Below are 25,432 nucleotides of genomic sequence, written 5' to 3' on the forward strand. Positions count from 1 at the left end.
TACCTTTTCTAGTATCTCATGTTCTTTTGAAATGTCAAGCGTAAAAAAGCTCACTGCAGTCGATCATCTCCGCATTTCCTGTCAGCGGATCGCGCTTCTGATAATCAAACAGGAGTACCATACGCGCCTTTTCCCCGTTTCCGAGCACATCGTAATCAAAAACTTCCACATGCGTCATGCGCTGCAGCTGCTTCCAATCGTATGTCGTATACGATGGCAGAAGCGTTCTCGTTTCGGCTTCCTTCTGATAAAAGTCACGCGACTCGTTTTTCCATTCCGACGGGTCCTTTGCAAAGCGCGGCCGTGTTTTCATATTTTCACGCGCATACAGATCGAGCACCATCATCTGCCGGAAGAATGCTTCGTCCTGCTGTTTTTCGTCTCTTAAAAATTCGAGCAGAATTTCATACCGCCCAATCCGGTTGTGCGCCGTTTCGCTGTAGCCTTTTGCCCGGTAGAAATCGCCGAGCTCCTGGAAGAAATCAAACGGATTCTCATACAGACGCTCGATCATCGGAAGCGTATGGACAAACTGGCCGCTGTTGTAGTAGACCTCCACCATCTCCTCAACGTCTTTGAGTTTCAGCACATCGTCATACGGCAGCCATTTCGTGTACAGCACCTCATATGGCTCGCGCTCCTGATAATGACAGTCATACTCCGCTGTATGCTCATACATGAAAGAACCGCGCAGCACTTTTAAAAATCCAAGCTGTAACTGCTGCGGCCGCAGTGCATAGACATCTGCGAACGAACGGCGGAAGCTTGCATAATCCTCGTACGGCAGTCCTGCGATCAGATCGAGATGCTGATGAATATTTCTTCCCTTCGCAATCCGGTTTACAATCTCTGTCACTCTTCCAAAGTCCATCTTCCGGTGGATCGCCTCGATCGTCTGCGGATTCGTAGACTGCACGCCGATCTCGAGCTGTACCAGCCCCGGACGCAGGGTATTTAAGAGTTCCAGCTCCTCCTCGGTAATCAGATCGGCAGCAATTTCAAAGTGGAAATTTGTCACTCCATTGTCATGCTCCGCAATGAATTTCCAGATCGCCATCGCGTGGTCTTTCTTACAGTTGAACGTACGATCCACAAATTTGACCTGCGGTACTTTCTGTTCCAGGAAAAAGGCAAGCTCCTTTTTGACCAGATCCAGATTCCGGAAGCGGAGCCGCTTGTCAATCGAGGAAAGACAGTAGCTGCACGAAAATGGACAGCCGCGGCTCGACTCATAATAAATGATGCGGTTCTCAAATTTTTTCAGATTCGCGTATGGGAAATCCACTTCGGACAGATCCATGACCAGACGCCATGGGTTGCTTTTAATCGCTCCGTCTGCATCACGGTATGTAATACCATGGATCTCCGTTAACGTTTTCCCTTCTGTGCCGTTCTCCTGATTCTGATAATATACGGCCAGTTCACGGAACGTCACTTCACCTTCGCCTTTCATAATTCCGGCAAGGAACGGATACTGCTCCAGCATCTCCTCCGCATGATACGACACCTCCGGTCCGCCAAGCCAGATCTTCGTCTTAGGACTGATTTTGTGATATTCGGTAATCAAATCCTCGACGATGGATATATTCCAGATATAGCAGGAAACGCAGACGACATCCGCATGCGCCAGAAACAGACTCCGCAGCATGGAATCTTTCGACTGATTGATCGTAAACTCACGGATTTCCGGGAACACACCGGCTTTTTCCGCGCTCGCCTGCAGCGTGTAAACTGCGAGATTGGAATGAATATATTTTGCGTTGACCGCAGTCAGAATAATTTTCATAATACTTCTAATCTTTCTCCTTGCTTCCTCTTTGCATACCTTTTATACTACCACATTCTTGTGGGAAAATACACCGCCATTCCGCCAAAAACATGAAAAAATCACAGACCACCTAAAACTCCTTTTTCTGAAATCATCTTTTTCCCTCCAAAGCAGAAAAATTTTTCATGATTTCGGATAAAACAGTTGCAATTTTCGTGAATTCATGTTATATTAACAAAGGTTTCCAACAGGAAATCAAAATGCCCAGATAGCTCAGTTGGTAGAGCAGAGGACTGAAAATCCTCGTGTCGCTGGTTCGATTCCGGCTCTGGGCATTTTTTTGTTGCTCAAAATCAGCATACACGTCAAAAAACTCTGCACCGGCACCGGATTTTTATCCGAATACGGTACAGAGTTTTTCTTTTATCAGCATCACTGCCCGGACAGCACTTACGGATTCTTCCGAAGTTCCGCCTCTTCCGCCAGATCCTCTGCCAGAATCGGGCGGTCTTTGTAGTAATACTTCTCATCATTTTCGTTGATCTCGCGGATCACGCGGCACGGGTTTCCGGCTGCCACGCAGTTGGCCGGGATATCTTTTGTCACAACGCTTCCTGCGCCGATCACGGTGTTATCTCCAATTGTCACCCCCGGGCAGATCGTTACGTTTCCGCCGATCCAGCAGTCATTGCCGATCGTCACCGGATCCGTATACATGTACTCGCGCATTTTCGGATTGATCGGATGACCAACTGTTGCAATCGTAACCGCCGGTCCGAACATAACACGTTCACCAATGGTGATCTGGCCGTCGTCGACGAAATTGCAGTTGAAATTAATGTAGCATCCATCCCCAATAGAAATGTGTGTGCCATAGCAGAAATACAGCGGCGGCTCAATCCATGCGCCTGTTTTCTTTCCGAAGATCTGCTCCATCAGTTCAAACCGTTTGTCAATCTCCTCCGCCGATGTCTCATTGAACGCTTTCATCAGCAGTTTTGCTTTCGTCCGCTCTGCGGGCATTCCCTCACACATATCCGTAAACAGATATCCTTCACGGATTCTGTCTTTCATTGTTTTTGCCATAAGAAATCCTTTCCTCTCAGATTCCTACAGATCTTTGATGACCTCCCATGCCTCATCATCAAATTTGCGGTCTCTGAAATAATACTTTTTATCCTCTTCTGTAATTTTCCGGATGACACGGCACGGATTTCCTGCCGCGATTGTCCAGTCCGGAATATCTTTTGTTACAACGCTTCCTCCGCCGATGACAACATTATTTCCGATATGCACGCCCGGCAGAATCACGGTGTTTCCGCCGATCCATACATTGTCTCCAATCGTCACTTCAATGCCATATTCATATGCAGAATTTCTGGCCGCCGGGTGAACCGGATGACCTGCCGTATAGATTGCTACGTTCGGCGCCATCTGACAATTATCACCGATTTTTACTTTTGCCACATCCAGAATCGTACAGTTATAATTTGCAAAAAAGTTTTTGCCAACCTCGATATGAGAACCATAATCGCAGTAGAACGGCGGATTAACAAAAGCGCCCTCCGATTTTCCAAACAGTTCTTTTACAATTGCCGCAATCCCGTCGAAATCGGAACGGTCGATCGTGTTGAGCCTCTGGGTCAGTCTTCTTGCGTTCATCTGCTGCTCCATCACCTCTGCATCGGAAATATACGGTAACTGCTGATCTCTTCTGTCTACATTTTTCATGATTCCATGTCCTCCCTGGTAATGTTGTTCACCCACTGATATTTTTTATAATGCTTATAAACGGCAGGCAGTTTGATCATCTCGTCGAGATTTAATAAGAAATATACGACCATGACCGGCGCTTTGAACACAAACGCTGCCAGCGCTCCGATCGGTACGACAATCACCCACAGAGTGATCGTGTCGCAGATCATGCCAAACCGGGTGTCTCCGCCGGAACAGAAGATTCCGCCGACCACCGTCGCATTCATCGTCTTTCCGATCAGATAGTAGGCACAGATCAACAGCATCCCCTGCAGATAGCCTTTTGCCGTCGGACTCATCGTCGTACATGCCCGGACAATCAACGGACTTACCGCCAGCAGAATGAGGCCGGAAATAATTCCCGTTGCCAGTGCCAGATGGCATAACCGGTCGCCGTACTCTCTCGCTTTTTCCAGATTTCCGTCGCCAAGCTCATTTCCCACGAGGATGCCGCTTCCGCCGCTGATTCCGAACGCCACACAGAGAAGAATGTTCTTTGTGATGTTGGCAATGGAATTCGCTGCAACCGCATCGCTTCCCATGTGGCCGAGGATGACGGAAAACATGGTAAACCCGCAGCCCCAGGCGAGCTCATTGGCAAGGATCGGCGTTGTGTAGCGTGCAAAATCCTTTCCGAGAAGCCCACTGTTTTTCAGCAGATATTCCACTCTGACCTTTACCGTATCGGTCCGCATATTTTCGATGAAACAGAGACCAAACTCCACGATACGTGCCAGCAGAGTTGCCACTGCCGCTCCGGCAACCGCCATTTTCGGAACCCCAAACAAGCCATAGATAAAAATCGCATTCAGGATCAGATTCAGCACGGTGGCACTCGTGCCGTAAATTGTGCTCCGCGTTGTTCTTCCCGTATTTTTCATGATGCACAGATAAACCTGTGAAATTCCGGAAAGCAGGTAGGACCAGCCGGCAATTTTCAGATAGCTGCTGCCAAGCCGGATCAGATCCTCCTCACTCGTAAAAATCCGCATCAGAAGCTGCGGGGCAAAAAAACATGCCAGAAAGAAGATGACGGAAATGACTGCTGCAAGCCGGAAAGCGAGCGCCATAATTTTTTCCACGGCTGTTTTATCCCCTTTGCCCCAATACTGCGCCGCCATGACGGTCGTTCCAATGGTGATGGCCGCATAGAACAGGCTCAGCACAAACGTGATCTGCGTGGCAAGAGAGACCGCCGACAGCGAGCTCTGGTCCAGCGTGCCGACCATCAGGGCATCGGATGCACTGACGAGCGCATTCATCACATTCTGGATCACCATCGGAACGAGGAGCGCCAGCAGTTTCGGATAAAATTCCGGATCTTTTTCCCTCGTTCTTCTCTGATTTTTCATGCTTTTCCCCTTTTTCCTGTTTTATTCCATACACGTATATGTTATAATCATATTATCTTAGGTTTAGCGTTTTTTCTACGACAATATTCCTTATTTTTTATCATTATTGTACTTTTTAGACAAAACGAAAGAGGATGTATTTATGGTCAATGATCCTATTACAAAAATCATGCAGGATGCGTCCGAAGTTGTCCGCTACGACGAGGTCGGCATTCCGCTTTATATCCAGGAAGGACTCCTTTCCGCCTACCCGGACCACCGGGCACTCTGCCACTGGCACGAAGATATTGAGTGGCTGTATGTCCGCTCCGGTCAGATGAACTACTATATTAACGGAAAACGTGTCCTCTTAAAAGAAGGCGAAGCCATCATGGTCAATTCCCGCCAGATGCACTACGGGTACTCCGAGAGCGGGCAGGACTGTGATTTCATCTGCATTCTGTGCCATCCGAAAATTTTTACAACGAACAGTGTCCTGTACCAGTCGTACATCACACCGGTTCTGTCAAATCCGTCGCTGGAATATCTTCACTTAAAGCCATATCACCCGGAGGATAGCGAAGCGCTGCAGCTTCTGCCTGAAATTCTCCGCATCAAAAAGGATCATCCGGCGGCCTATGAAATGGAAGCTGCCGCACTTCTGTCACTTTTATGGTGCCGTCTTCTGCGCAGCCATCCGATGATGCCAGACGAAACGGCCGCAAAACCGCAGGAGCCAGACCTTCTCGTGCAGCGCGATATGGTTTCCTATATTTACAACCACTACAGCGAATCCATCAACCTCGACGAGATTGCCGCCGCAGGAAAAGTCTGCAGGAACAAATGCTGCCAGATTTTCCGCCGTTATCTGAACCAGAGCCCGATCGATTTTCTGAATCACTACCGGCTCGAGGTGAGCTGTCATCTTTTAAACACCACAAAGCTGTCGATCGCGGAAATCTGTACGGCATGCGGGTTTAATCACCAGAGCTATTATTCCAAGATTTTCCTGCGTACCTACAACTGCACACCACGGGATTTCCGGAAGCGGGCAGAGGAGAAAAAGACAGCGGAACCTTCCGACGAAACTTAATTTTTCTATTTCACGCTTTTTTGTAAAAAAAAGACAGGAATTGTGCTAGACATTTTTCCCATCTCTGTTATAATAAAGTTACCAAGGTGTTGCGCTAAACCTCACCAAAACATCATATTTTTTAATTTCATTTTATAAGGAGGATGACATGATTAAAAAATTTGTCTACGGAACCCCATTTGAGACCGAAGCTGTTGTAAAAGAGATCCCGGCTTCCGAAGGAAACCCGGATTACGGTACCTTCTCCACCGAGAACGGCTTCTCCTTCACCACCAAACTTGCTGACGATGACATGGTATTCGGACTTGGTGAAGCCAACCGCGGTATCAACAAACGCGGCTTTCTTTACATCAGTGACTGCGCCGATGATCCGAATCACGTAGAGAGCAAAACCTCTCTGTATGCAGCACACAACTTCATCATCATCTCCGGCAAGACACACGTAGGATTCTTCTTCGATTATCCGGGCACCCTGCGTTTCGATATCGGCTACACAACTTCCGATACGATGACCGTTTCCTGCGAAAACGCCGATCTCTACGTTTACATGATCACCGGTGATTCCGATCTTGATATCGTAAAACAGTTCCGTGGCATCATCGGACGCAGCTACATTGCTCCGAAGTTTGCTTTCGGTTACGGCCAGAGCCGCTGGGGCTACAAAACAGAGGATGATTTCCGCACGGTAGTAAAAAAATACCGCGAAAACCATGTACCGCTCGATATGGTTTACATGGATATTGACTACATGCAGGATTACAAGGACTTTACCGTAAATGAAGAACGTTTCCCGGATTTCGAGGGATTTGTACAGGATATGAAAAAAGAAAAGATCCATCTCGTTCCGATCATCGATGCCGGTGTGAAAGTCGAAAAGGGTTATGACATTTACGAAGAGGGCTGTGAAAAAGGCTACTTCTGCCGCCGTGAGGATGGATCCTACTTCGAAGCTACTGTATGGCCGGGCTGGACTCATTTCCCGGATGTCTTAAATGCAGATGCCAGAAAATGGTTTGGCGACAAATACGATGTTCTCGTTTCCAGGGGAATCGATGCCTTCTGGAATGACATGAACGAGCCATCCATCTTCTATTCCCAGGAAGGCCTTGCTGATTTCAGGGAGACTGCAAAGAAATATGTGGAAGGTGACCCGGAGGTTCCGCACTTTATGGTAGGCGGAAAACTCCAGGCACTTGCAAATAACCATGAGGACTATAAACGCTTCTATCACAACGTAAACGGCGAACAGGTCCGCCACGACAAGGTACACAATCTGTTCGGCTACAACATGACCCGTTCTGCCGGTGAAGCTTTTGAACGAATTTCCCCGGATAAGCGAATCCTGATGTTCTCCCGTTCTTCCTACATCGGCATGCACCGTTACGGCGGAATCTGGACCGGAGACAACTGCTCGTGGTGGTCACACATCCTGCTGAACCTGAAGATGATGCCGTCCCTCAACATGTGCGGTTTCCTCTATACCGGAGCCGACCTCGGCGGATTCGGTGCAAATACCACAAGAGACCTGCTGCTCCGCTGGCTGGCACTTGGTGTTTTCACTCCTCTGATGAGAAACCATGCCGCACTCGGAACACGCGAGCAGGAACCTTACCAGTTTGAGCATATCGAGGACTTCCGCAATGTCATCGGTGTCCGCTACCGCCTTGTTCCGTATCTGTACAGCGAGTACATGAAGGCTGCTTTAAACGATGATATGTACTTTAAACCGCTTGCCTTCGTTTATCCGGATGACAAGCTGGCAAGAAATACAGAAGATCAGCTGATGATCGGTAACGAGATCATGATTGCACCGGTTTACACCCAGAATGCGATCGGCCGCTACGTATACCTGCCGGAAGAGATGATCTTCGTAAAATTCCTCGGCGACGGAACGATCCATCAGGAAGTTCTGGAAAAAGGCATCCGCTATGTAGAAGTTGCCCTGAACGAGGTTCCGCTCTTCATCCGCAAAGGCTGCGCAATCCCGGTTGCCGATTTCGCAGAGTCCGTACCAGAAATCGACGAGAGCACAATCCAGATGATCGGATACGAAGGTGCTTCCTACGAGCGCTATACCGATGACGGAGTTTCCCGTATCTAATACAGAAAACAGTTTTTTCACGCAAAAAGGCGGGAACCCTCTATGTTTCTCCGGGTTCCCGCCTTTTTTCTTTTCGCTTTATTCTGTTTTCGGCAGCCGCACCTCTACGACGGCTCCGTAATTTTCATCCATATTGGAGCACGTAATACTTGCCCGTTCGCCGTACATCAGTGCCAGACGGCGTTTGATATTGGAAATGCCGACATGATGGCGGCCGTGATAGATAATCGGCGTGTCATGTTCGATCGCATCCAATGCTTCTTTTGAGAACCCGTTTCCGGTATCGGAAATACAGATGTAGAGATATTCACCGTCTTCATACGTTTCATTTGTCAGATACAGGGAAATCTCACTCTTCCGGTCCAGGGATACACCGTGTACCACGGAGTTTTCCACCAGTGTCTGCAGCAGAAGAGACGGAACCTTCCATTCTCCGATATCACCGTCCGTCGTCGCTTCAAAGGAAAAGGCTTCTTCCCCGTACCGCAGCTTCTGGATGCGGATATATGCCTCAATATGCTCCAGTTCTTCCTCTACATTCCGCTGTTTTTTGGAATCCTGAAAAATATAGCGCATATAAGCCGACAGAACTGTTGTAATTTCCACAATCTCTCCCTCATTATTCTTATCTGCAATGCCATGAATCAGGCTCAGGCAGTTCAGGAAAAAATGTGGCTTGATCTGTTCCTGCGTGTATTCCAGCTCTGCTTTCTGTTCGGCAAGCTCTTTTTCGTAAATCGCAATTTTCAATCCCTGTATTTTCCGCAACAGTTCCTTAAATTTACCACTCACAGACTCCAGCTCTAACAGATTATTGCTTCCATCGTCATTCAGACTCTGCTCTTTTTCCAGCTCCTCCAGTTTTTGTCCGAATTTTTCCAGCGGTTCCAGAATCCGGTGGTAATATGCTGTAATTTCCAGTGCGCAGACAATCAGAAGAATTGCGATCAGGATGACGAATGCAATCTGCATAATCAGCACATTCTCAAGAATACCGCCTCCCGGCAGAACCATGAGGTTGATCTTTCCGACCGTGCCAAGCTGGTAGGAATAGACCGTCGCATTTTTCTCCTTTTTCTTTCCCGCTTTGGAAAAATCGATAATCTCATTTTTATATTTTTCCGATGTATCTGCCTGCGTCATGACACGACCTCTGGCATCTACCATAAACGGAATGACATCATACTCCTCTGTTTTGGCGCGGATGGTCCGGAAAATCAGATTCAGATTGATGACACAGCCGATAACTTTTTTGTTTTTCGCGTACCAGCCGACAATATAGTCGTCGTCGCCAAACGTAATCACAGTCCATTGTGTGCTGATCGAATCCTTTGATGTCATAATCTGCAGATATGACATCAGCATCTGATTCAGTGTTGTCATTCCCTTACTCTCGGTAAACATAGTTCCGCTGTCCGTAATCAGAACATTGGCTTTCTGACCGTAGACAAAGAAGGTCTGCACCTCATGGTAACGGATTTTCAGCACACGGTTTCGCTCCCGCAGCGTCTGCTCCATTTCATAATACTGAGCATCTGTCGATGTTATCTGATCCGGGATTTCTTTGATGTTGCTGTCAGAATCCAGCAGATAGATCAGTTCACTGTTGATCTGCGACATATCACGGTTGATCTGATCGACATAGAGCTTTGCCGTATCGGCAATATATTTATCTGCCAGCTTGCGGTTTTCCCAAACGCCCCAGAGAAGACAGACAACAAGCCCCATCAGAACCAGAAAAACCGGAGTTCCAAGCCGCAGGGACGTATCCTTCAAACTGCGTATTCGAACGCTGCGCAGCATCCTTCGTTTTCCTTTCTGCCAGAGATTCATAAGCGCATCCACCCCTCCTTTTTTTTCTGTCTGCAGAGCGACTGCCGGACGCCGCACCTTATCTCGCAGCTCCGGCAGTCCTTTTACACTCTCGGAATGTATTTGCAGCTATGTTCTTTGTAACACAGCCCATTATACCATATTTTCCGGCTTTGTCCATGCAGAGTCCGTGTTTCACATGGCAAGAACAGGATTCTCTGTTCCTGTTCGCCTGGTACCGGTGAACGGGAACATTCTCTTATTCAGAGAAAATATTCAGCAAATGTTCGGTATCTGCTCCTTCCTTTACGAATACCGGAATGGTATCCATCGGAGCAGCAACCGTTACCTTCTGTCCTCCCTCATACTTCTCTCCGGTCCATGCATTAAACCATGCCGTTCCGGCCGGAAGATAAACCTCACGCTCCGTTACGTGATCCTCCATTACAGGTGCAACATAGAGATCCGGTCCGAACAGATAAGCGTCCTCCACATTCCAGCTTTCCGGGTCTGTCGGGAAATCATAGAAAACAGGCCGCATCACCGGGGTTCCGTCCGCATGTGCTTTCTTCATCTGTACCCGGATATAATCTCTCAGGCGCTCACGCAGGAAAATGTATTTCTTTGAAATCTCATATGCCTCATCGCTAAAGCTCCAGATCTCATTGTCACTGCCGGATCCGATCTGTTCTGCACCGTAGCCCTCCTGTGGGTTGCGGTTTCCGTGCAGACGCATGACAGGGCAGAAGCATCCGTACTCAAACCAGCGGATGTACAGACGATGGAAATCCGGGTCATCGGTTCTGGCACCGTGGAAACCGCCGATATCGGTGGTCCACCACGGAATACCGGCAATCGCCATGTTAAGACCTGCCTGTACCTGGCGCCGGAAGCACTCGAAGGTACTTACAATATCGCCTGACCATACGAGTGCACCATATTTCGCGCTGCCTGCCCAGGCAGAACGGATCAGGCTGATCGGCATGGTATCGCCTTCTGCCGTCATGCCGTCATAGAACGCTTTCAGATAATATTTCGGATAAATATTTCCGACCTCCTGTACGCTTCCGAGCTGATAACGGTAGTTCTTGAAATCATAAACGCTGTATTCCGGCTCTGCCACGTCCAGCCAGAAGAGTTTGGCGCCCTGATCGTAATAATTTTTCTTGATCTTCTCCCAGACATATGTTCTTGCATCCGGGTTCGTCGCATCGAAGAAAACTTCATTTCCACCACAGAGCATCGTCAGCGGTACACCATGCTCCGTGCGAACCAGATACCCCTTCTCTTTCATCTCCTCGAAGTTTTCGGAATAAATGTCAACGGTCGGCCATACCGACACAACAACCTGAATTCCCATCTCCTTTAATTCGCGGCACATGCCCGGCACATCCGGCCAGTATTTCGGATCAAATTTGAACTCGCCCTGCTTCGTCCAGTGGAAGAAATCGACGACAATCACATCAAGCGGTACGCCAAGCTCTTTGTATTTTCTTGCTACAGACAGAAGCTGTTCCTGATTCCAGTAGCGGAGCTTACACTGCCAGAAGCCCATGCCGTATTCCGGCATCATCGGCGGTTTTCCGGTCAGCGTCATATAATTCTCCTCGATCTTTGCAGGCGTATCACCGGCAATCACAAGATAATCGATTTCTTTCCCGGATTCCGTTACCCATTCCGTTCCATTGTTAGCAAACATCACCTGGCCGACACCCGGGTTGTTCCATAAGAAGCCGTAGCCGATACTGGAAAGATAGAACGGAACACTGACCTGAGAGTTTCTCTGTGCCAGCTCCAGCATGCAGCCCTTCAGATCCAGCTCATGCTGCTGATACTGTCCCATTCCGAAGATTTTCTCGCCTTTTCTTGCCACAAAACGCGCCACAATACGGAAATTATCCCCGACACCGTTGCTGTACTCGCGTCCCATGATGTTGAGCGGCATGCTTTCCTCGTCGCGCAGGCGGCGGAAATGCTCCTTTAGCAGAACTCTTCCATCCTCATGATAGAACGTAATGACACTGCCGGAATCGATCACCGCCTGAAGCTTTCCGTTTGTGATTTTTCCGTAGGAAGTATCCGTTCCCTCGTACATATTGGCAAAGGCTCCGCCTTTTGCTGATGGATCCTCAAAGATTTCAACCTCTCCCGCATGCGCGTCCTTTGCTTCCAGTGCCCAGTCACGGCCGGTAAAGCTTCGATTTTTTGTCGCACGCACACGCAGTGCATCTTTCCCCCACGCTTCGATGCAGACGGTCTCGCCATCGTAAGAATAAATTAACTTACCCTCTTTTTCCAAAAACATGTAAAAATCCTCCTTTTGTCAAAAACGGCAGGTCATTTCTGACCTGCCGTTTCTCCTGCTGTTTTGCACCTCAGACATTGACCCGCCGGATCAACACCTGCTTCTTACAGGTAATATTTTTTTTCTGTTTATTTTGCCAGATTTTCTTTGTATGCATTGTAAGCATCTGTCTGAATCTGGAGGAACTCGTCAATGCCCATAGCTTTGAGCTGATCAATGTAGGAATCCCACTCATCATCGATGCCGCCGTCTACTACCCAGTGAGCATACTGTGCTTCTACATATTTGTAGATATCGGTTCCGATTGCAGTGATTCTGGAAAGGTCTTCGTCTGTATACTGAACCATCGGGAATCCGCAGTTTTTCTCAGTATCAACATATTTCTCGTTGATTGCATCGTCTGCCAGTTTGATACCATCACCCTGATCTTCCGGAAGAGAAACTTTGTCATAGAAATCCTCGTTCATGTATTTTGGTCCGAAGTCACGTAAGGAGTTGGACCATGCGGAAGTATCCAGAGAAGATCCATCGCTTGGCACATCTACATTGTAGGTTCCGTCGCCATTGTCTGTGATCTGGCTTCCGATCGTACCATAGAAGGTCTGTAACGATGCAAGATCGGTGTAAAATTCATCCGCCCATTTCAGCAGGGTGTCAGGATCTTTACAGTCTTTGGAGATCATGAGCTCACGGTCGGAGATATCAAGGTAATTGGTTGCTGCTTCTACGTAGTGGTTTCCATCGTAGCCTTCTACTGCCTCAAGGGTCTTAAACTGATTTACGTTCGGGCCAGCCTCAGCATCTGCAGTCCATCCAAAGATAAGACCTACCTGAGAACCTCCATCTGCCTGCTGTTTTGCTGTCTTCATGGAGCCATCCTGTGTGAAGTACTCAGGGTCAACAACGCCCTCTTCCCATAACTGACGCATCCATTTTACTGCTTCTTTGTAATTTTCTTCCATCGGCATGAAGACCGGTTTTCCTTCGCCATTCAGTCCCATGTAGTTTCCGTCACGGCTTACCATGGTTCCGAACGGGGAAAGAATGTGGCGCAGATCACCGCTTAACAGTCCGCTGCCTGCTGAATTTGTGATACCGATTTCGTTGGTCGGATCCCCGTCACCATCAGCATCTTCTGTTGCAAATTTAACCAGAACCTCTTCCAGCTCTTTATAGGTCTTCGGTGTTTCCAGTCCTAAGTTATCCAGCCATTCCTGGTTGATGCACATAACATCGCCGCAAACCTTCGGACGAAGCGGAAGCTTCTTCGGTAAGCTGTAGATTCTTCCGTCACGGCTGGTGCAGACTGCTTTCAGTTCCGGATCAGCCTCAAAGGCTGCTTTCAGGTTCGGCATATCTTTTTCGATCAGATCTGTCAGATCCAGGAATGCCGATTTGTTCTGTGCCATATCTGCCTGTGTTAAGCAGATGGAGCCAAGAAATGCATCCGGGAGGTCTCCGGAAGCCAGCAGCAGAGATTTCTGCTCGGACCAGTCACTGTTGTAATAAACCTGCCAGTCGATGTTGATATTCATCTTGTCCTCGATTTCTTTCATGACGCCTTCATGCAGGAAATCGGTCGGCCAGGTATCGGTCCATCTTACCGTTGCAATTTTGTAGGTTGGGCGGTCACTGGTATCTGCTGTATCGCCGGCAGAAGATTCTGTCTTGGCAGAACTTGCTGCAGTGCTTCCACTCGTACTTTCCGCTCCTCCATTACTTCCACATCCTGCAAGCAGTCCGGCTGCCATTGCGGCCGAAAGAGCAACGCTCCAGGCCATTTTTGTTTTCTTTCTCATCATCATCTCTCCTTTATGATTTTTTTATTTGCAATACTTCTCTCCTGTCCGCAGGATCAGCCTTTCAGTGATCCGAGCATAACACCCTGATTGAAGTATTTCTGCACTAACGGGTACATACACATGATCGGCGCGGAGGAAACCACGATGATCGCGTATTTGATAAGATCGGCCATCTGCTTTGCCTCAACGGCTGCAGCGCCGGTACTCATGGCACTCATGGTCTGATTGCCGACCAGAATGCTTCGAAGGACAATCTGCAGCGGCTGCAGACTTTCGCTTCGGATATAAATCAATGCATTAAAGTAGGAGTTCCACTGTCCTACTGCTGCCCACAGGGCAATAACAGCGATAACGGCTTTGGAAAGCGGAAGCACAATCTTGAAGAAGAATCCAAGGTATCCACATCCATCCAGCTGCGCCGCCTCCCAGAGATCCTCCGGGATACTGTTGTTGAAGAACGTTCGTCCTACGATGATGTAATACGTTACAACGGAGAACGGAACAACCATAACCCAGAAGGTATCCAGCAGATGAAATCTCTGTACTGCCAGGTAGGTCGGGATCAGACCACCGGTGAAGAACATCGGGATCAGATAAAATGCCGTGAAGAATTTTCTTCCATATAAATGCTTTCTGGAAAGCGCGTAGGAAGCCGGAATATTGACAACAATTGTCACAAGTGTTCCCATAATTACGTAAGCAATCGTGTTACGGTAGCCGGTCCACAGCTTTGCATAGCTCGCCAGCTGTTTGTATCCTTTGAAGTTAACTCCTTTCGGAAGGAACATAATCTGTCCGTTGGATACGGCTGCCGGATCACTGAACGATGCAATGATGATGAAGTACATCGGATACAGGGTGATGATGATCAGAAGCACGCCGATCGTATACAGGATGATATCGAAAATCCAGTCTTCTCTGGATTTCTTTACTTTATTTGTTGATACTGCTTTTGCTTTACTCATATTTTTGCTCTCCATTCCTATGTAGGCTCAAAATTCTGTCAGATCAGCGAGGTATCACTCATTTTACTGGAAATGAAGTTGACTGCCAGAAGAAGAATCAGGTTGATAATGTTGTTGAACAGGCCAATTGCAGCGGAAAGGCTGTACTGGCTGCTCACAAGACCCATCTTATACACATAGGTGGAAATGATCTCACTTGAAGTACTGTTCAGTGTATTCTGCAACAGGTAAACCTTCTCAAATCCAATGCTCATCACGCTTCCCATTCTCATGATAAACATGATGGTTGCCGTCGGCAGCAGAGCCGGAACGTCGATGTGGATCATTTTGTGCCATTTGTTGGCACCGTCCATTGTTGCCGCTTCATACAGGGTCGGGTCTACAGAGGAAAGTGTTGCGATATAGAGGATACTGTCCCATCCTACATGCTGCCATGCCTCAGACCATACATAAATGTGTGGGAATGCTTTTGCACTTCCCATCAGGTTCGGGAGCTTGAATCCAAGCAGTCCGACCAGCTTTGCGATAATACCTGTACTCGGGGAGAGGAACAGGATCAGCATTCCGGCCATAACAACGGTAGAGATGAAGTGCGGCAGGTAGGTTGATACCTGGAAGAACTTTTTAAACTTCTGTGCCTTCATCTGGTTAACCAGCAGTCCCATGATAACCGGAAGCGGGAATGTTACCGCAATGGTGTAAAGACTGATGATGATTGTGTTTTTGATGGTCAGACCAAACTGATAGGAGTTAAAGTACTGTTTGAAGTATTTCAGTCCTGCCCAGCTGCTTCCCATAATGCCTTCCGCAGGTGTAAAGTTTTTAAATGCAATCACAATTCCGTACATCGGATAGTACGTAAACAGTGCAAAAATGATAATGGAAGGAAGCATCAGTAAATATAATGGCCTGCTTCTTCTCACTTCCTCTACAAATCCTATGGAGCTTTTCTTTTTGGTTTTACTATGGTTGGTGCTCACATATCATCCCTTCTTTCCTTTAGATTTTTTGTAACGATTCAGATCTCCATCGCGATCTTTCTTTCATTTCGCATGGCTCTGAAACAGTTACCATTTTTCTTTTTCATGCTCTCGTTTCAACCGATGAACATATTATACAAAAATCAGGGGCGTATTTCTATCATTTTCCGGCAGTCTGTATATTAAAAAAGAGATGTTTTTTTCACATCTCTTTTTTAAGTAAAACGTTTTTTTGTTATTGACATCGTTTTTTTGTTATTTTTGCCTGCTCCGGTACTCATTTGGCGTACATCCGACCAGCTCCCGGAATGTTTTGCTGAAATAAGAAAAATTTCCATAGCCGACTTCCATCGCAATTTTGCTAATCGGAAGCGATGAACTGCGCAAATACTCCTTTGCCCGCTCAATGCGCCGCTCAGCAATATAATTCGGAAGCGACATTCCCGTTGTTTTCATAAAAATTTTGGAAACGTAGTCCTCTGAGAGAAACACTTTTCCTGCAAGCACGGATCTTGAAAGATCCTCGTTCAGATTCTGTTCGATATAGTCCTTTAGCTGCTCCACCACATTGTCACTGCGGGATTCGTTCTTTTTCTGACCTTCCAGCACATCAAACAGATAATCGATGAACGCATGGGCACCTACCACAGAGAGAACTGCCTCTCTCCGTTTCGTTTCATACTCTTCACTGTCAAAAACCTGTCCGAAAACGATATTGCTCTCTTTTAAATAAACATATATATTCTGTATCATTTCTTCAAAAAAACGGCTCGTGAAATCTTTTCGCAGACCGCCGCTTTTCTCACTCTTTCTCAGATATTGCTGCAGCTTTTCCCGCACAGCCGCAAGGGAATCGGATCGCTCCATCTCAGCCAGATACGTTTTCCACGGCACTTCCTGGTAATCACGCTCTACGAAGGACCAGCGTGTCTCATACAGAATCCCTGTTTCATCCGGCACCGCATACTTTTCCATCTCTTCGAGCTGATCGCGGCTCTTTGAAATCTCATCCAGTACCGCCGGCTTTCCCATGTACATGCAGAATCTTGCCGGAAACGCACCCGCCAGACAAGTGCGCAGTCCTGCCAGTTCCTCCTGCGTTCCCATCGCACTTCCGTGATTTCGCAACACAACTGCCCATTCCAGATCGCTGACATGTACCACGGTTTCCAGTTTCATTTCTGTTGTTTCCACATATTCCGTCAGAACATTTGTAATCACAAAATTGTATAAGCTGATCTCTTTTTTATAATGTTCCTTATCCGGAATTTCCAGTACCCGCAGCAAAATCAGACGGAAGGTCTCATCCGGAGTACAATATCCTCTCTTTTTTGCCCTTTCAATCCAATACTCCTCCTGCAGACACTGAACCAGAAGATCCTCCCAGAGCTGCTTTTCCTTCTCCCCTGTGCGCTCCTGTTTCTTCTGCTTCTGCTGTTTTTCCTGCACAATCCCGACAATTCTGCGCAGCGCTGTTTCCAGATCCGCATTGGAAATCGGTTTTAACAGATATTCCCTTGATGACAGCTTCAGCGCCATCTGCGCATACGCGAAATTTGCATAGCTGCTCAGGAAGGTACATTCAATATCCAGCTTTTTGTACCGGATCCATTCCAGAAGCTCCAGCCCGTTGCCCTGCGGCATATCAATGTCACACAGCAGCATTTCAATCGGATACTCTTCCAGCAGCTTCTGCGCCTGGCGGATGTTGTTCGCCGTAAATACCATATCAATTCCAATTCCGCTCCAGTTGACGGTTTCTTCCAGCTTTTCCACCAGAAGCTTATCATCATCTACAATCAGAATACTAATTCCCATAGGTAAGCCTCCAATATATTTTTTCTGTTTTTCTTCTTTTTCCTACAGAAAAAAGCCAGCCGACAGACTCTTATTTTTCTGTCAGCTGGCCTGTTTAAAAACCATTGTAACCTGTTTATTCTTTTCCGTCAAAGCAATAGGTACACATTTTGCATTTCGGCAGTCCGATCGACTCTACGAGATCGTCCAGACGGTGATACCGGAGGCTTGTGAAGTTCTGGCGGCGGCAGATTTCCTGGCACATGGATTCGTAGCGGTCGCTCTTCGGATCTGCGTACTCTTCCAGCGTCTTCTCTGCATTTTCCCCTTCTTTTTCCAGAATGATCCGTCTCGTGATCAGATCGAGTTCGGATTTGGAACGGGAGAAGTTCAGGAATTTACAACCATACAGAAGCGGCGGGCATGCCGGACGGACATGGACTTCTTTGGCACCGCTCTGATACAGGAACTCAGTCGTCTCGCGGAGCTGGGTACCGCGCACGATGGAATCGTCGATCAGAAGCAGCTTCTTCTGATCAATCAGCGCCTGCACCGGAATCAGCTTCATGCGGGCGATCAGATTTCTCTGCTCCTGATTCGTCGGCATAAAGGAACGTGGCCAGGTCGGGGTATATTTGATGAATGGTCTTGCAAACGGAACCTTGGACTCATTCGCATAACCGATTGCATGGGCAATTCCGGAATCCGGCACGCCTGCAATGAGATCCGGGTGGACATCGCTTCCCGCATCGCGCTTCGCCAGCATCGCTCCGCAGTGGTAACGCATCTCCTCGACGTTGATGCCCTCATACGACGCCGTCGGGTATCCATAGTAAACCCAGAGGAACGAACAGATCTTCATTTCTTCCTGCGGCGGCACAAGCATCTCGACGCTCTCCGGCGTAATAAAGTCGATCTCTCCTGGTCCCAATTCGTGGTAATCGGTGTAACCCAGGTTCAGATACGCAAAGTTTTCAAACGATGCACAGTAGGCTCCCTCTTTTTTACCGATCACGAGCGGGGTGCGCCCCTTTTTATCACGCGCGGCGTAGATGCCGTCTTTTGTCAGAAGCAGCAGCGTCATGGAGCCGTCCACGACATCCTGCAGATGACGGATGCCCTCTGGAATCGTCTTCTCACTGCAGATCAGGGATGCAGCAAGCTCAGTCGCGTTGATCTGGCCGGTGCTCATCTCCTGGAAATGGGTGCGGCCGTTGCCGTAAACCTCTTTTAAGAGCTGATCCATGTTGTTGATCTTTCCAACAGTTGTGATCGCAAAGCTTCCAAGGTGCGACTGGATCAGAAGCGGCTGCGGCTCGTAGTCGGAGATACAGCCGATGCCGAGATTTCCTTCCATTTCTGCCACGTCGCGCTCGAATTTCGTACGGAACGGGGAATTTTCAATGTTGTGGATGGCGCGCGAAAAGCCATTTGCTCCATAAGTCGCCATACCGCCTCTTCTTGTGCCGAGATGTGAGTGATAGTCTACTCCGTAAAACAGTTCCAGTGTACAGTCTTTTCTTGATGCAACTCCAAAAAAGCCTCCCATTTCTTGTCTACCTCTCTTTATGTATTTTTTTCTCCCTTTGGTGCCATAAAAATGAATCTCCCGGCTGACCGGGACTCTTTGTTTAGTGTAACACGTTTTTCTCCGTACTGTAAAGTATAACTAATAAATTTGATATAAAAAATAATCTACATTAATAAATAAATTTACAGCTTTTTTCACAAAGATTCCCGGATATGCTCGATAAACTTCGTCGCCGCAAGGCTGAACGGCTGCTCCCGCTTCCACGCGAAGACGCTGTTGCTGACGATCGGCGGGGTAAGCGGTCTTCCGACGATTTTCTCTTCTTTCCACAGCTCCGATGCCCCCTGCACCGTAATCTGATAAGCCAGTCCCTTCATCACCATTTTGGCCCCGTTTGTCGGCAGGTTGCTGGTGAACAGAATATTCAGTGACTGATAGTACGCACCGAACCAGTTGGCAATCTCATTCTGCACATTGCGTCTGCGCGGCAGGATCAACGGCAGATTTTTCAAATCCTCCGGGCACACCGCTTCTTTCTGCGTAAGTGGGTCGTCCGCCCGCATCAGAACCTGCTGCAGTTCGCCTTCTTTCAGCCGCACAAACTCATATTTTCCAATGTCGACCGGCTCGAGCAGCAGTGCGATGTCAATGAGTCCGCGGTCCATCTGTTCTTTCACAACATCCGCTGTCCCGGTCAGCAGATCGAACGTCACATTGGGATATTTTTTATGAAACGATTCGATCAGATCCGCCAGCACATTTACGGCTTTCGTCTCACCGCATCCGATCGACACGCGCCCGTCAATCAGCGCCTCCTGCTCTGTCAGCTCCTTCTCTGTTTTATCGATCAGTCCGATGATTTCCTCCGCACGGCGGCGCAGCAGAATCCCCTCATCCGTCAGGCGGATACGCCGTGCCCCGCGCTCGAATAACGTAACGCCAAGCTCCTCCTCGAGCTGGGACAGCTGGCGGCTCAGCGTCGGCTGTGTGATATGCAGTACCTCCGCGGCACGGCTGATGCTCTCCTCCCGCGCAACCGCAAGAAAATAGCGCAATACTCTGGTTTCCATGTTTTTTCCTCTTTCGTTTTTCTTCTATAACTATACTATATCTCTTTTTCCTTGATCTGAAAAGAAAGTATTGATTCTTTTTGTCGATTATGATACGGTAAAGCTGTTTATGGACGTTAGTTTTGCGTTAAACGCAGCAAACGCTCCATTCTTATGTTATCTTTTTTAAGAGGAGGTTTTTACCATGGTTTCACTTTTGCTGCCCGTTATTTATCTGGCATTCATCAGCCTTGGACTGCCGGATTCCCTGCTCGGCTCGGCGTGGCCGGTCATGTATCAGGAGCTTGGAACTTCCGTTTCTTCCGCCGGTATCATCTCCATGATCATTGCCGCCGGAACGATCGTGTCGAGCCTCAACAGCGACCGTCTGAATACCCGCTTCGGCACCGGAAAAATCACCGCAGTGAGCGTTCTCACAACGGCAGTTGCACTGTTTGGTTTTTCCATCAGTCACTCTTTTATCGCGCTCTGTCTGTGGGGCATTCCGTACGGACTCGGCGCCGGAAGTGTTGATGCTGCACTGAATAACTATGTTGCACTGCACTACAAAGCCCGCCACATGAGCTGGCTGCACTGCATGTGGGGTGTCGGCTGCAGCACCGGCCCGGTTGTAATGGGATATGCCATCAATCATTCCACCTGGAACAACGGTTATCGTACCATCGCACTGTTTCAGATTGTGCTGACACTCGTTCTTTTTCTCAGTCTTCCACTCTGGCAGAAACCGTCTGCGGATGCTTCCGCCGATGAGACATCTGTTCCGGAACAGAGAAGTTTTTCCCGCCTGATCCGTGTTCCCGGCGTCAAAGAGGTTCTGATCTGCTTTTTCTGCTACTGCGCCGTAGAATCCACCGCCGGCATGTGGGCCGCAAGCTACTGTACGCTGTTCCGCGGCATCGACGCAAAACGCGCGGCAAGCTGGGCGAGTCTGTTCTACGTCGGCATCACCATCGGACGATTCTTCTGCGGCTTTATCACCATGAAGTTAAATGATCAGAAAATGATCCGTCTCGGACAGGCTGTGATCGCAGTTGGTGCCATTCTGATGCTTCTGCCGCTCGGCGACGCAATTCTGTTTATCGGCCTCATCCTGATCGGACTTGGCTGTGCGCCGATTTATCCTTCCATCATTCACGAGACACCGGCAAACTTCGGTGCTGACTTAAGTCAGGGAATCATCGGCATCCAGATGGCTTTCGCCTATGTCGGAACCTGCCTGATGCCGCCGATCTTCGGTGTGCTTGGACAGCATATTTCCTTTGGACTGTATCCGGTGTTCCTGCTGGCCATTCTGATTCTCATGGTTGTAATGGCGGAGCGGATGCACCGTGTGACGGCGGAAAAGAGAAATTCCTATAAAGCCAATTATTAATTTGGAACTTTTACGGTCAAAAAATACCGTTGATCCTTTTTGTGTTTGGATCAACGGTATTTTTTTGCGGATAAACACCGGTGTAGCACTCTGCGGTATCAAACAGGGTGTAGCCGAGATCGTGTGCGGTTTCCATCACCTTTGCACCATCCTCAATCGACATCGGTGCGCCGCTTGCGTGGGTGATGCCCATGCAGCCAAGACCGATGGCAGATACTTCGTCCGTTCCGTGTATCCACATAATTTCACACCTTCCACTTTTCCACAACGCAAAAACCGGAATGCATACACATTCCGGTTTCAGTAGAGCGCGAGACGGGATTCGAACCCGCGACCCCAACCTTGGCAAGGTTGTACTCCACCCCTGAGCCACTCGCGCATTTTTAAGTTTTTATCTTGTTAAGTGCTCGCTACACCTTACAAATGATAATATACACGAACTTCCCCCATTTGTCAACACCTATTTTCAACTTTTTTCAAAAAAATTTCAAAAACATCTACAATTCCCACATTTTCCCATTTTTACCCTCCCCGCCCCAACAAACTTTTCTTTTTATCCCAGTCACGCTGCCCTCCCAGGCGCCGTGCCGTCCGTCCCCAGGCTCAGACCTCATGGAACTTCGTGTCTGCGGGGTGGAGGGCATAGAAAAAGAGGACGAGAACTGTGAGCGTGGAATGGGTGCGGCGAAACGGGATGAGATCGGGTGTTCAACGCCAGATCTCAAAACGCACTGAGCCGGGAAATCATCAAGATTTCCTGGCGAATTGCGTTGGTTCCCGTTTCTCCGTGCCCATTCCATGCCACAGTTCCGTCCTCTTTTTCTCGCCCTCCGCACTGCAGACACGAAGTTCCATGAGGTCGTCCGTCACGCCTTCAGAATCGCACTCAACACATACTGATTATTCGAAAAATTCTTCTGCGAAATATCTCCCAACCGGATAAGGTCGACATCCAGCCACAGCTCCTCCGCCGCCACCATCATATTCGCAAACATAATCCCAAAATTCACCTCATCCCACTTCCGAAGCTTCTCCACACTATGCTTCTTCGAGAAAATATGAATCCTGTTATCATACACCACGAATCTCCACGGCTGGCTGTTCATACTCGACGGTGACAGCCGTGCCGCCTCCAGCATCTGCGTCATCCACTGACGCGGCACCTCTTTAAACACACAAAGATCATCCAGCGGCAGTCTCTTCGCCTCACTCTGCCGTCTCGTATGCGCCCCATGGCTCTTTCCGAAAGCGACGATCCCCACCAGCCGCTTTCCGTCCTTTTCCATCTCCGTTTTTCTCACCCGGTTGCTCCCGATAAAGCAGGTCCCCAGCCCGATACTGCAAAGATACAGCACCATCTGCTCCATAATATAACCCACATTCATCAGATACCGCTCCGACTCCTCCGAATAAAAAGCCATATAATACGGCGCCTTCACACTGAACATACTGAGCATTCTCTCCTGCCCTTTTCTGTTGTCCAGAATCGCCATATCCACACCGATGCCCGAAAACAGTGCCGGCATCTCCTTATAATGCTCCCAAATCTTATCCAAAGTCTGCGGCGGAAGCGTATCAAAACAATAATTCCTTACTGATTTTCTAACAAAAATAGCCTCATATAAATTCATACTCTCACCCTTACTTCATCTGCTATCCGTCTGTTTTTTCCATCAAGCCGGCCGCGGCCCGCTCCCCATTTTTCCAGGAGCAAAGCCGCATTCCGAAAAATTTACGTTTAATCTTCCGCATTCGACAGAAATACGGAAATTCTCCCTCTTAATCGCAAATATTTTTCAATTTCCAGCTCATCCATTTTTACTCTGTAATAATATTGTAACATATCCAAAAACTTTTTCAAGGGAAAAACGCGCCAAATTTTGTATATTTTTCACACATATTTCCCATCAAATTTATGCAACTTTAAAACCTGTGCTTACGCTTCCGCGGTCAGCTTCTCCAGCTCCTCCACATAAGAAGCAAACACATCCAGCGCCTCTTCCACCGGCTCCGGCTTCGTCATATCGACGCCGCAGATCTTCAAAAGGTCGATCGGATCCATCGAGCAGCCGCCGCTTAAGAACTGTTTGTACTTCTCCACGATACCCGGCTCCCCTGCCAGGATCTTGCTGCTGATCGCAATCGCCGCCGAAAATCCCGTTGCATACTGATACACATAGAACGGTGTATAAAAATGCGGGATTCTCGCCCACTCCAGCGCAATCTGCGGATCCGAAATCATATCCGGTCCGAAATACTCCTTGTTGATCGACAGATACAGCTCCGAAATACCGTCCGCCGTCAGCGTGCCTTCCTCTGCCATCTTCTCATGAATCCGCTTCTCAAACTCCGCAAACATCGTCTGGCGGAACACCGTTCCCTTAAACTGATCCAGGAAATAATTCAGCAGGAAAATCTTCTCCTCTTTTTCTTTCGCATGCTCCAGCAGATAGCGGATCAGCAGCGCCTCGTTGCAGGTTGATGCCACCTCAGCGACAAAGAGGCGGTACTCCGCATACGTAAACGGCTGTGTATGGTTCGAATACCAGGAATGCAGCGAATGGCCCATCTCATGCGCCAGTGTGAAAACGGAGTCGATATTTCCGTTAAAGCTCATCAGCACATACGGATGGGAATCGTAAGATCCCCAGGAGTAAGCGCCGCTCCGTTTTCCTTCGTTCTCATAAACATCCACCCAGCGCTCCGAAAAGCCCTTGTCCAGCAGTGCCACATAATCATCCCCGAGCACGGCAAGCGCTTTCTTCACGATCTCGGTCGCCTGCTCATACGTATACTTCTGCTCATACTCTTTCGTCAAAGAAACATAAACATCGTACATATGAAGCTCATCCACACCGAGCAGCTTCTTGCGCAGTGCCACATAGCGGTACATCGCCGGCATCTTCGCATGAATCGCCTCGAGCAGCTTGTCGTAAACCGAAACCGGGATATTTCCGCCGTCCAGCGATGCGGCAAGTGCAGATGGATATTTACGCACATCCGCAAAGAATGCGGCCTGTTTCAGATTGGCACCGAACGTTGCGGCGAGCATGTTTTTGTGTTTTTCATACTCCGCATAATACTTCTCAAACGCTTCTTTTCTGACCCGGCGGTCCTTCGACTGTAAAAAACCGATGAAGGTGCCGTGGCTTAACGGAACCTGATTTCCCTCTTCATCCGTGACCGGCTGGAATCTGAGGTCTGCGTTCGAAAATGCAGAGAAAATCTGATCCGGGCTTGATGCCATCTCTCCGGCTTTTGCAAGAACAGCCTCCATCTCCGGCGAGAGAATGTGCTCTTTCTTGCGGAAGTTTTCTTTTAAGACACGATCATACAGGCGGAGCGGCTCATACGCTTCTTCAAACTTCGCTACAGTCTCTTCGTCGAGTTCGAGAATCTCCGGCTCCACAAAAGAGGATGCATCCGCAAGAACGGCCATCATGCTGTCCATCTTTCCGGCATAGCCCTGATACTTCTGATTGCCCATATCCTGGTGATATTTCTGGCTTGCATAGACATACAGACGGGAAAAGACGCGGCTGATGTCATCCAGACCGGAAAGAACGTCATACAGCGCTTCTGCGCTCTCTTTCATCGTTCCCTGTTTAGAACGGAACGCCTCTATTTTTTTCTCGATTTCCTGCTCTGTTTTTTCAAATTCTTCATCACTACCAAACAAACTCGAAAGATCCCAGCAGTACGCCGGATCCATCTCTTCTCTTTTTTTCAGTTTAATTTCTGCCATAATTC

18 protein-coding genes and 2 tRNA genes are annotated in these 25,432 nt (G+C 48.4%); 4 read left to right on the forward strand and 16 right to left on the reverse strand.

What is annotated here, in order from left to right; all coding sequences use genetic code 11:
• Window positions 1–34: 34 nt before the first annotated feature.
• The gene (locus ACY2VT_RS08150; RefSeq protein ID WP_461879523.1) at window positions 35–1,786 is read right to left on the reverse strand and encodes a B12-binding domain-containing radical SAM protein; all 1,752 of its coding nucleotides are present in this window, start codon (window positions 1,784–1,786) and stop codon (window positions 35–37) included.
• Window positions 1,787–2,030: 244 nt separating this feature from the next.
• On the opposite strand from ACY2VT_RS08150, the gene ACY2VT_RS08155 reads away from it, so the two are divergent.
• A tRNA-Phe gene (locus ACY2VT_RS08155) sits at window positions 2,031–2,103 on the forward strand.
• Window positions 2,104–2,218: 115 nt separating this feature from the next.
• Here ACY2VT_RS08155 and ACY2VT_RS08160 read toward each other — a convergent pair.
• The 3 genes from ACY2VT_RS08160 to ACY2VT_RS08170 are packed head-to-tail and all read right to left on the reverse strand — an operon-like array spanning window position 2,219 to window position 4,875.
• Window positions 2,219–2,854: a sugar O-acetyltransferase gene (locus tag ACY2VT_RS08160; RefSeq protein WP_461876647.1), complete on the reverse strand. Its 636-nt coding sequence runs from the start codon at window positions 2,852–2,854 to the stop codon at window positions 2,219–2,221.
• Between the two features lie 24 nt (window positions 2,855–2,878).
• Window positions 2,879–3,499, reverse strand: coding sequence for a sugar O-acetyltransferase (locus ACY2VT_RS08165; protein ID WP_461879524.1), 621 nt, complete (start codon window positions 3,497–3,499; stop codon window positions 2,879–2,881).
• Window positions 3,496–4,875, reverse strand: coding sequence for an MATE family efflux transporter (locus ACY2VT_RS08170; protein WP_461873485.1), 1,380 nt, complete (start codon window positions 4,873–4,875; stop codon window positions 3,496–3,498). The genes ACY2VT_RS08165 and ACY2VT_RS08170 overlap by 4 nt, the downstream gene beginning before the upstream one ends.
• 142 nt (window positions 4,876–5,017) lie before the next feature.
• On the opposite strand from ACY2VT_RS08170, the gene ACY2VT_RS08175 reads away from it, so the two are divergent.
• Both ACY2VT_RS08175 and ACY2VT_RS08180 read left to right on the forward strand, forming a co-directional pair.
• The gene (locus ACY2VT_RS08175) at window positions 5,018–5,947 is read left to right on the forward strand and encodes a helix-turn-helix domain-containing protein (protein ID WP_461879525.1); all 930 of its coding nucleotides are present in this window, start codon (window positions 5,018–5,020) and stop codon (window positions 5,945–5,947) included.
• Between the two features lie 148 nt (window positions 5,948–6,095).
• Window positions 6,096–8,048, forward strand: coding sequence for a glycoside hydrolase family 31 protein (locus ACY2VT_RS08180; RefSeq protein ID WP_461879526.1), 1,953 nt, complete (start codon window positions 6,096–6,098; stop codon window positions 8,046–8,048).
• A 78-nt stretch (window positions 8,049–8,126) separates the two neighbouring features.
• Here ACY2VT_RS08180 and ACY2VT_RS08185 read toward each other — a convergent pair whose 3' ends face one another.
• The 8 genes from ACY2VT_RS08185 to ACY2VT_RS08220 all read right to left on the reverse strand — a co-directional run bounded on the left by ACY2VT_RS08185 (window position 8,127) and on the right by ACY2VT_RS08220 (window position 20,310).
• Window positions 8,127–9,881: a sensor histidine kinase gene (locus ACY2VT_RS08185; RefSeq protein ID WP_461879527.1), complete on the reverse strand. Its 1,755-nt coding sequence runs from the start codon at window positions 9,879–9,881 to the stop codon at window positions 8,127–8,129.
• A 238-nt stretch (window positions 9,882–10,119) separates the two neighbouring features.
• Window positions 10,120–12,165, reverse strand: coding sequence for a glycoside hydrolase family 31 protein (locus ACY2VT_RS08190; protein ID WP_461879528.1), 2,046 nt, complete (start codon window positions 12,163–12,165; stop codon window positions 10,120–10,122).
• A 128-nt stretch (window positions 12,166–12,293) separates the two neighbouring features.
• Window positions 12,294–13,964: a type 2 periplasmic-binding domain-containing protein gene (locus ACY2VT_RS08195; RefSeq protein WP_461879529.1), complete on the reverse strand. Its 1,671-nt coding sequence runs from the start codon at window positions 13,962–13,964 to the stop codon at window positions 12,294–12,296.
• 56 nt (window positions 13,965–14,020) lie between these two features.
• Window positions 14,021–14,932 (reverse strand): carbohydrate ABC transporter permease, encoded by a 912-nt coding sequence (locus tag ACY2VT_RS08200; RefSeq protein WP_117760703.1) that lies wholly within the window; start codon window positions 14,930–14,932, stop codon window positions 14,021–14,023.
• Between the two features lie 38 nt (window positions 14,933–14,970).
• The gene (locus ACY2VT_RS08205; RefSeq protein ID WP_117813793.1) at window positions 14,971–15,825 is read right to left on the reverse strand and encodes an ABC transporter permease; all 855 of its coding nucleotides are present in this window, start codon (window positions 15,823–15,825) and stop codon (window positions 14,971–14,973) included.
• A gap of 342 nt (window positions 15,826–16,167) precedes the next feature.
• Window positions 16,168–17,730, reverse strand: a complete 1,563-nt coding sequence (locus ACY2VT_RS08210; protein ID WP_461879530.1) for a response regulator transcription factor — start codon at window positions 17,728–17,730, stop codon at window positions 16,168–16,170.
• Between the two features lie 115 nt (window positions 17,731–17,845).
• Window positions 17,846–19,258 (reverse strand): amidophosphoribosyltransferase, encoded by a 1,413-nt coding sequence (locus tag ACY2VT_RS08215; protein WP_461873476.1) that lies wholly within the window; start codon window positions 19,256–19,258, stop codon window positions 17,846–17,848.
• 176 nt (window positions 19,259–19,434) lie between these two features.
• The gene (locus ACY2VT_RS08220; protein ID WP_461879531.1) at window positions 19,435–20,310 is read right to left on the reverse strand and encodes a LysR family transcriptional regulator; all 876 of its coding nucleotides are present in this window, start codon (window positions 20,308–20,310) and stop codon (window positions 19,435–19,437) included.
• A gap of 184 nt (window positions 20,311–20,494) precedes the next feature.
• On the opposite strand from ACY2VT_RS08220, the gene ACY2VT_RS08225 reads away from it, so the two are divergent.
• Window positions 20,495–21,682, forward strand: coding sequence for an MFS transporter (locus ACY2VT_RS08225; protein ID WP_461873474.1), 1,188 nt, complete (start codon window positions 20,495–20,497; stop codon window positions 21,680–21,682).
• Window positions 21,683–21,698: 16 nt separating this feature from the next.
• Here ACY2VT_RS08225 and ACY2VT_RS08230 read toward each other — a convergent pair whose 3' ends face one another.
• The 4 genes from ACY2VT_RS08230 to pepF form a co-directional block, all read right to left on the reverse strand.
• Entirely contained in the window at window positions 21,699–21,923 is a 225-nt protein-coding gene (locus tag ACY2VT_RS08230; protein ID WP_461879532.1) for an aldo/keto reductase, read from the reverse strand.
• Between the two features lie 66 nt (window positions 21,924–21,989).
• Window positions 21,990–22,061: transfer RNA gene (locus ACY2VT_RS08235), tRNA-Gly, on the reverse strand.
• Window positions 22,062–22,548: 487 nt separating this feature from the next.
• A complete protein-coding gene (locus tag ACY2VT_RS08240) occupies window positions 22,549–23,313 on the reverse strand; it encodes a nitroreductase family protein (RefSeq protein ID WP_461873472.1) in 765 nt (254 codons plus the stop codon).
• 305 nt (window positions 23,314–23,618) lie between these two features.
• Complete coding sequence (pepF, locus tag ACY2VT_RS08245) at window positions 23,619–25,427, reverse strand: oligoendopeptidase F (RefSeq protein ID WP_461879533.1); 1,809 nt, start codon at window positions 25,425–25,427, stop codon at window positions 23,619–23,621.
• Between the last annotated feature and the right edge of the window lie 5 nt (window positions 25,428–25,432).

The sequence above is a fragment of the Fusicatenibacter sp. genome, assembly GCF_050872605.1.
Lineage (GTDB): Bacteria > Bacillota > Clostridia > Lachnospirales > Lachnospiraceae > Fusicatenibacter.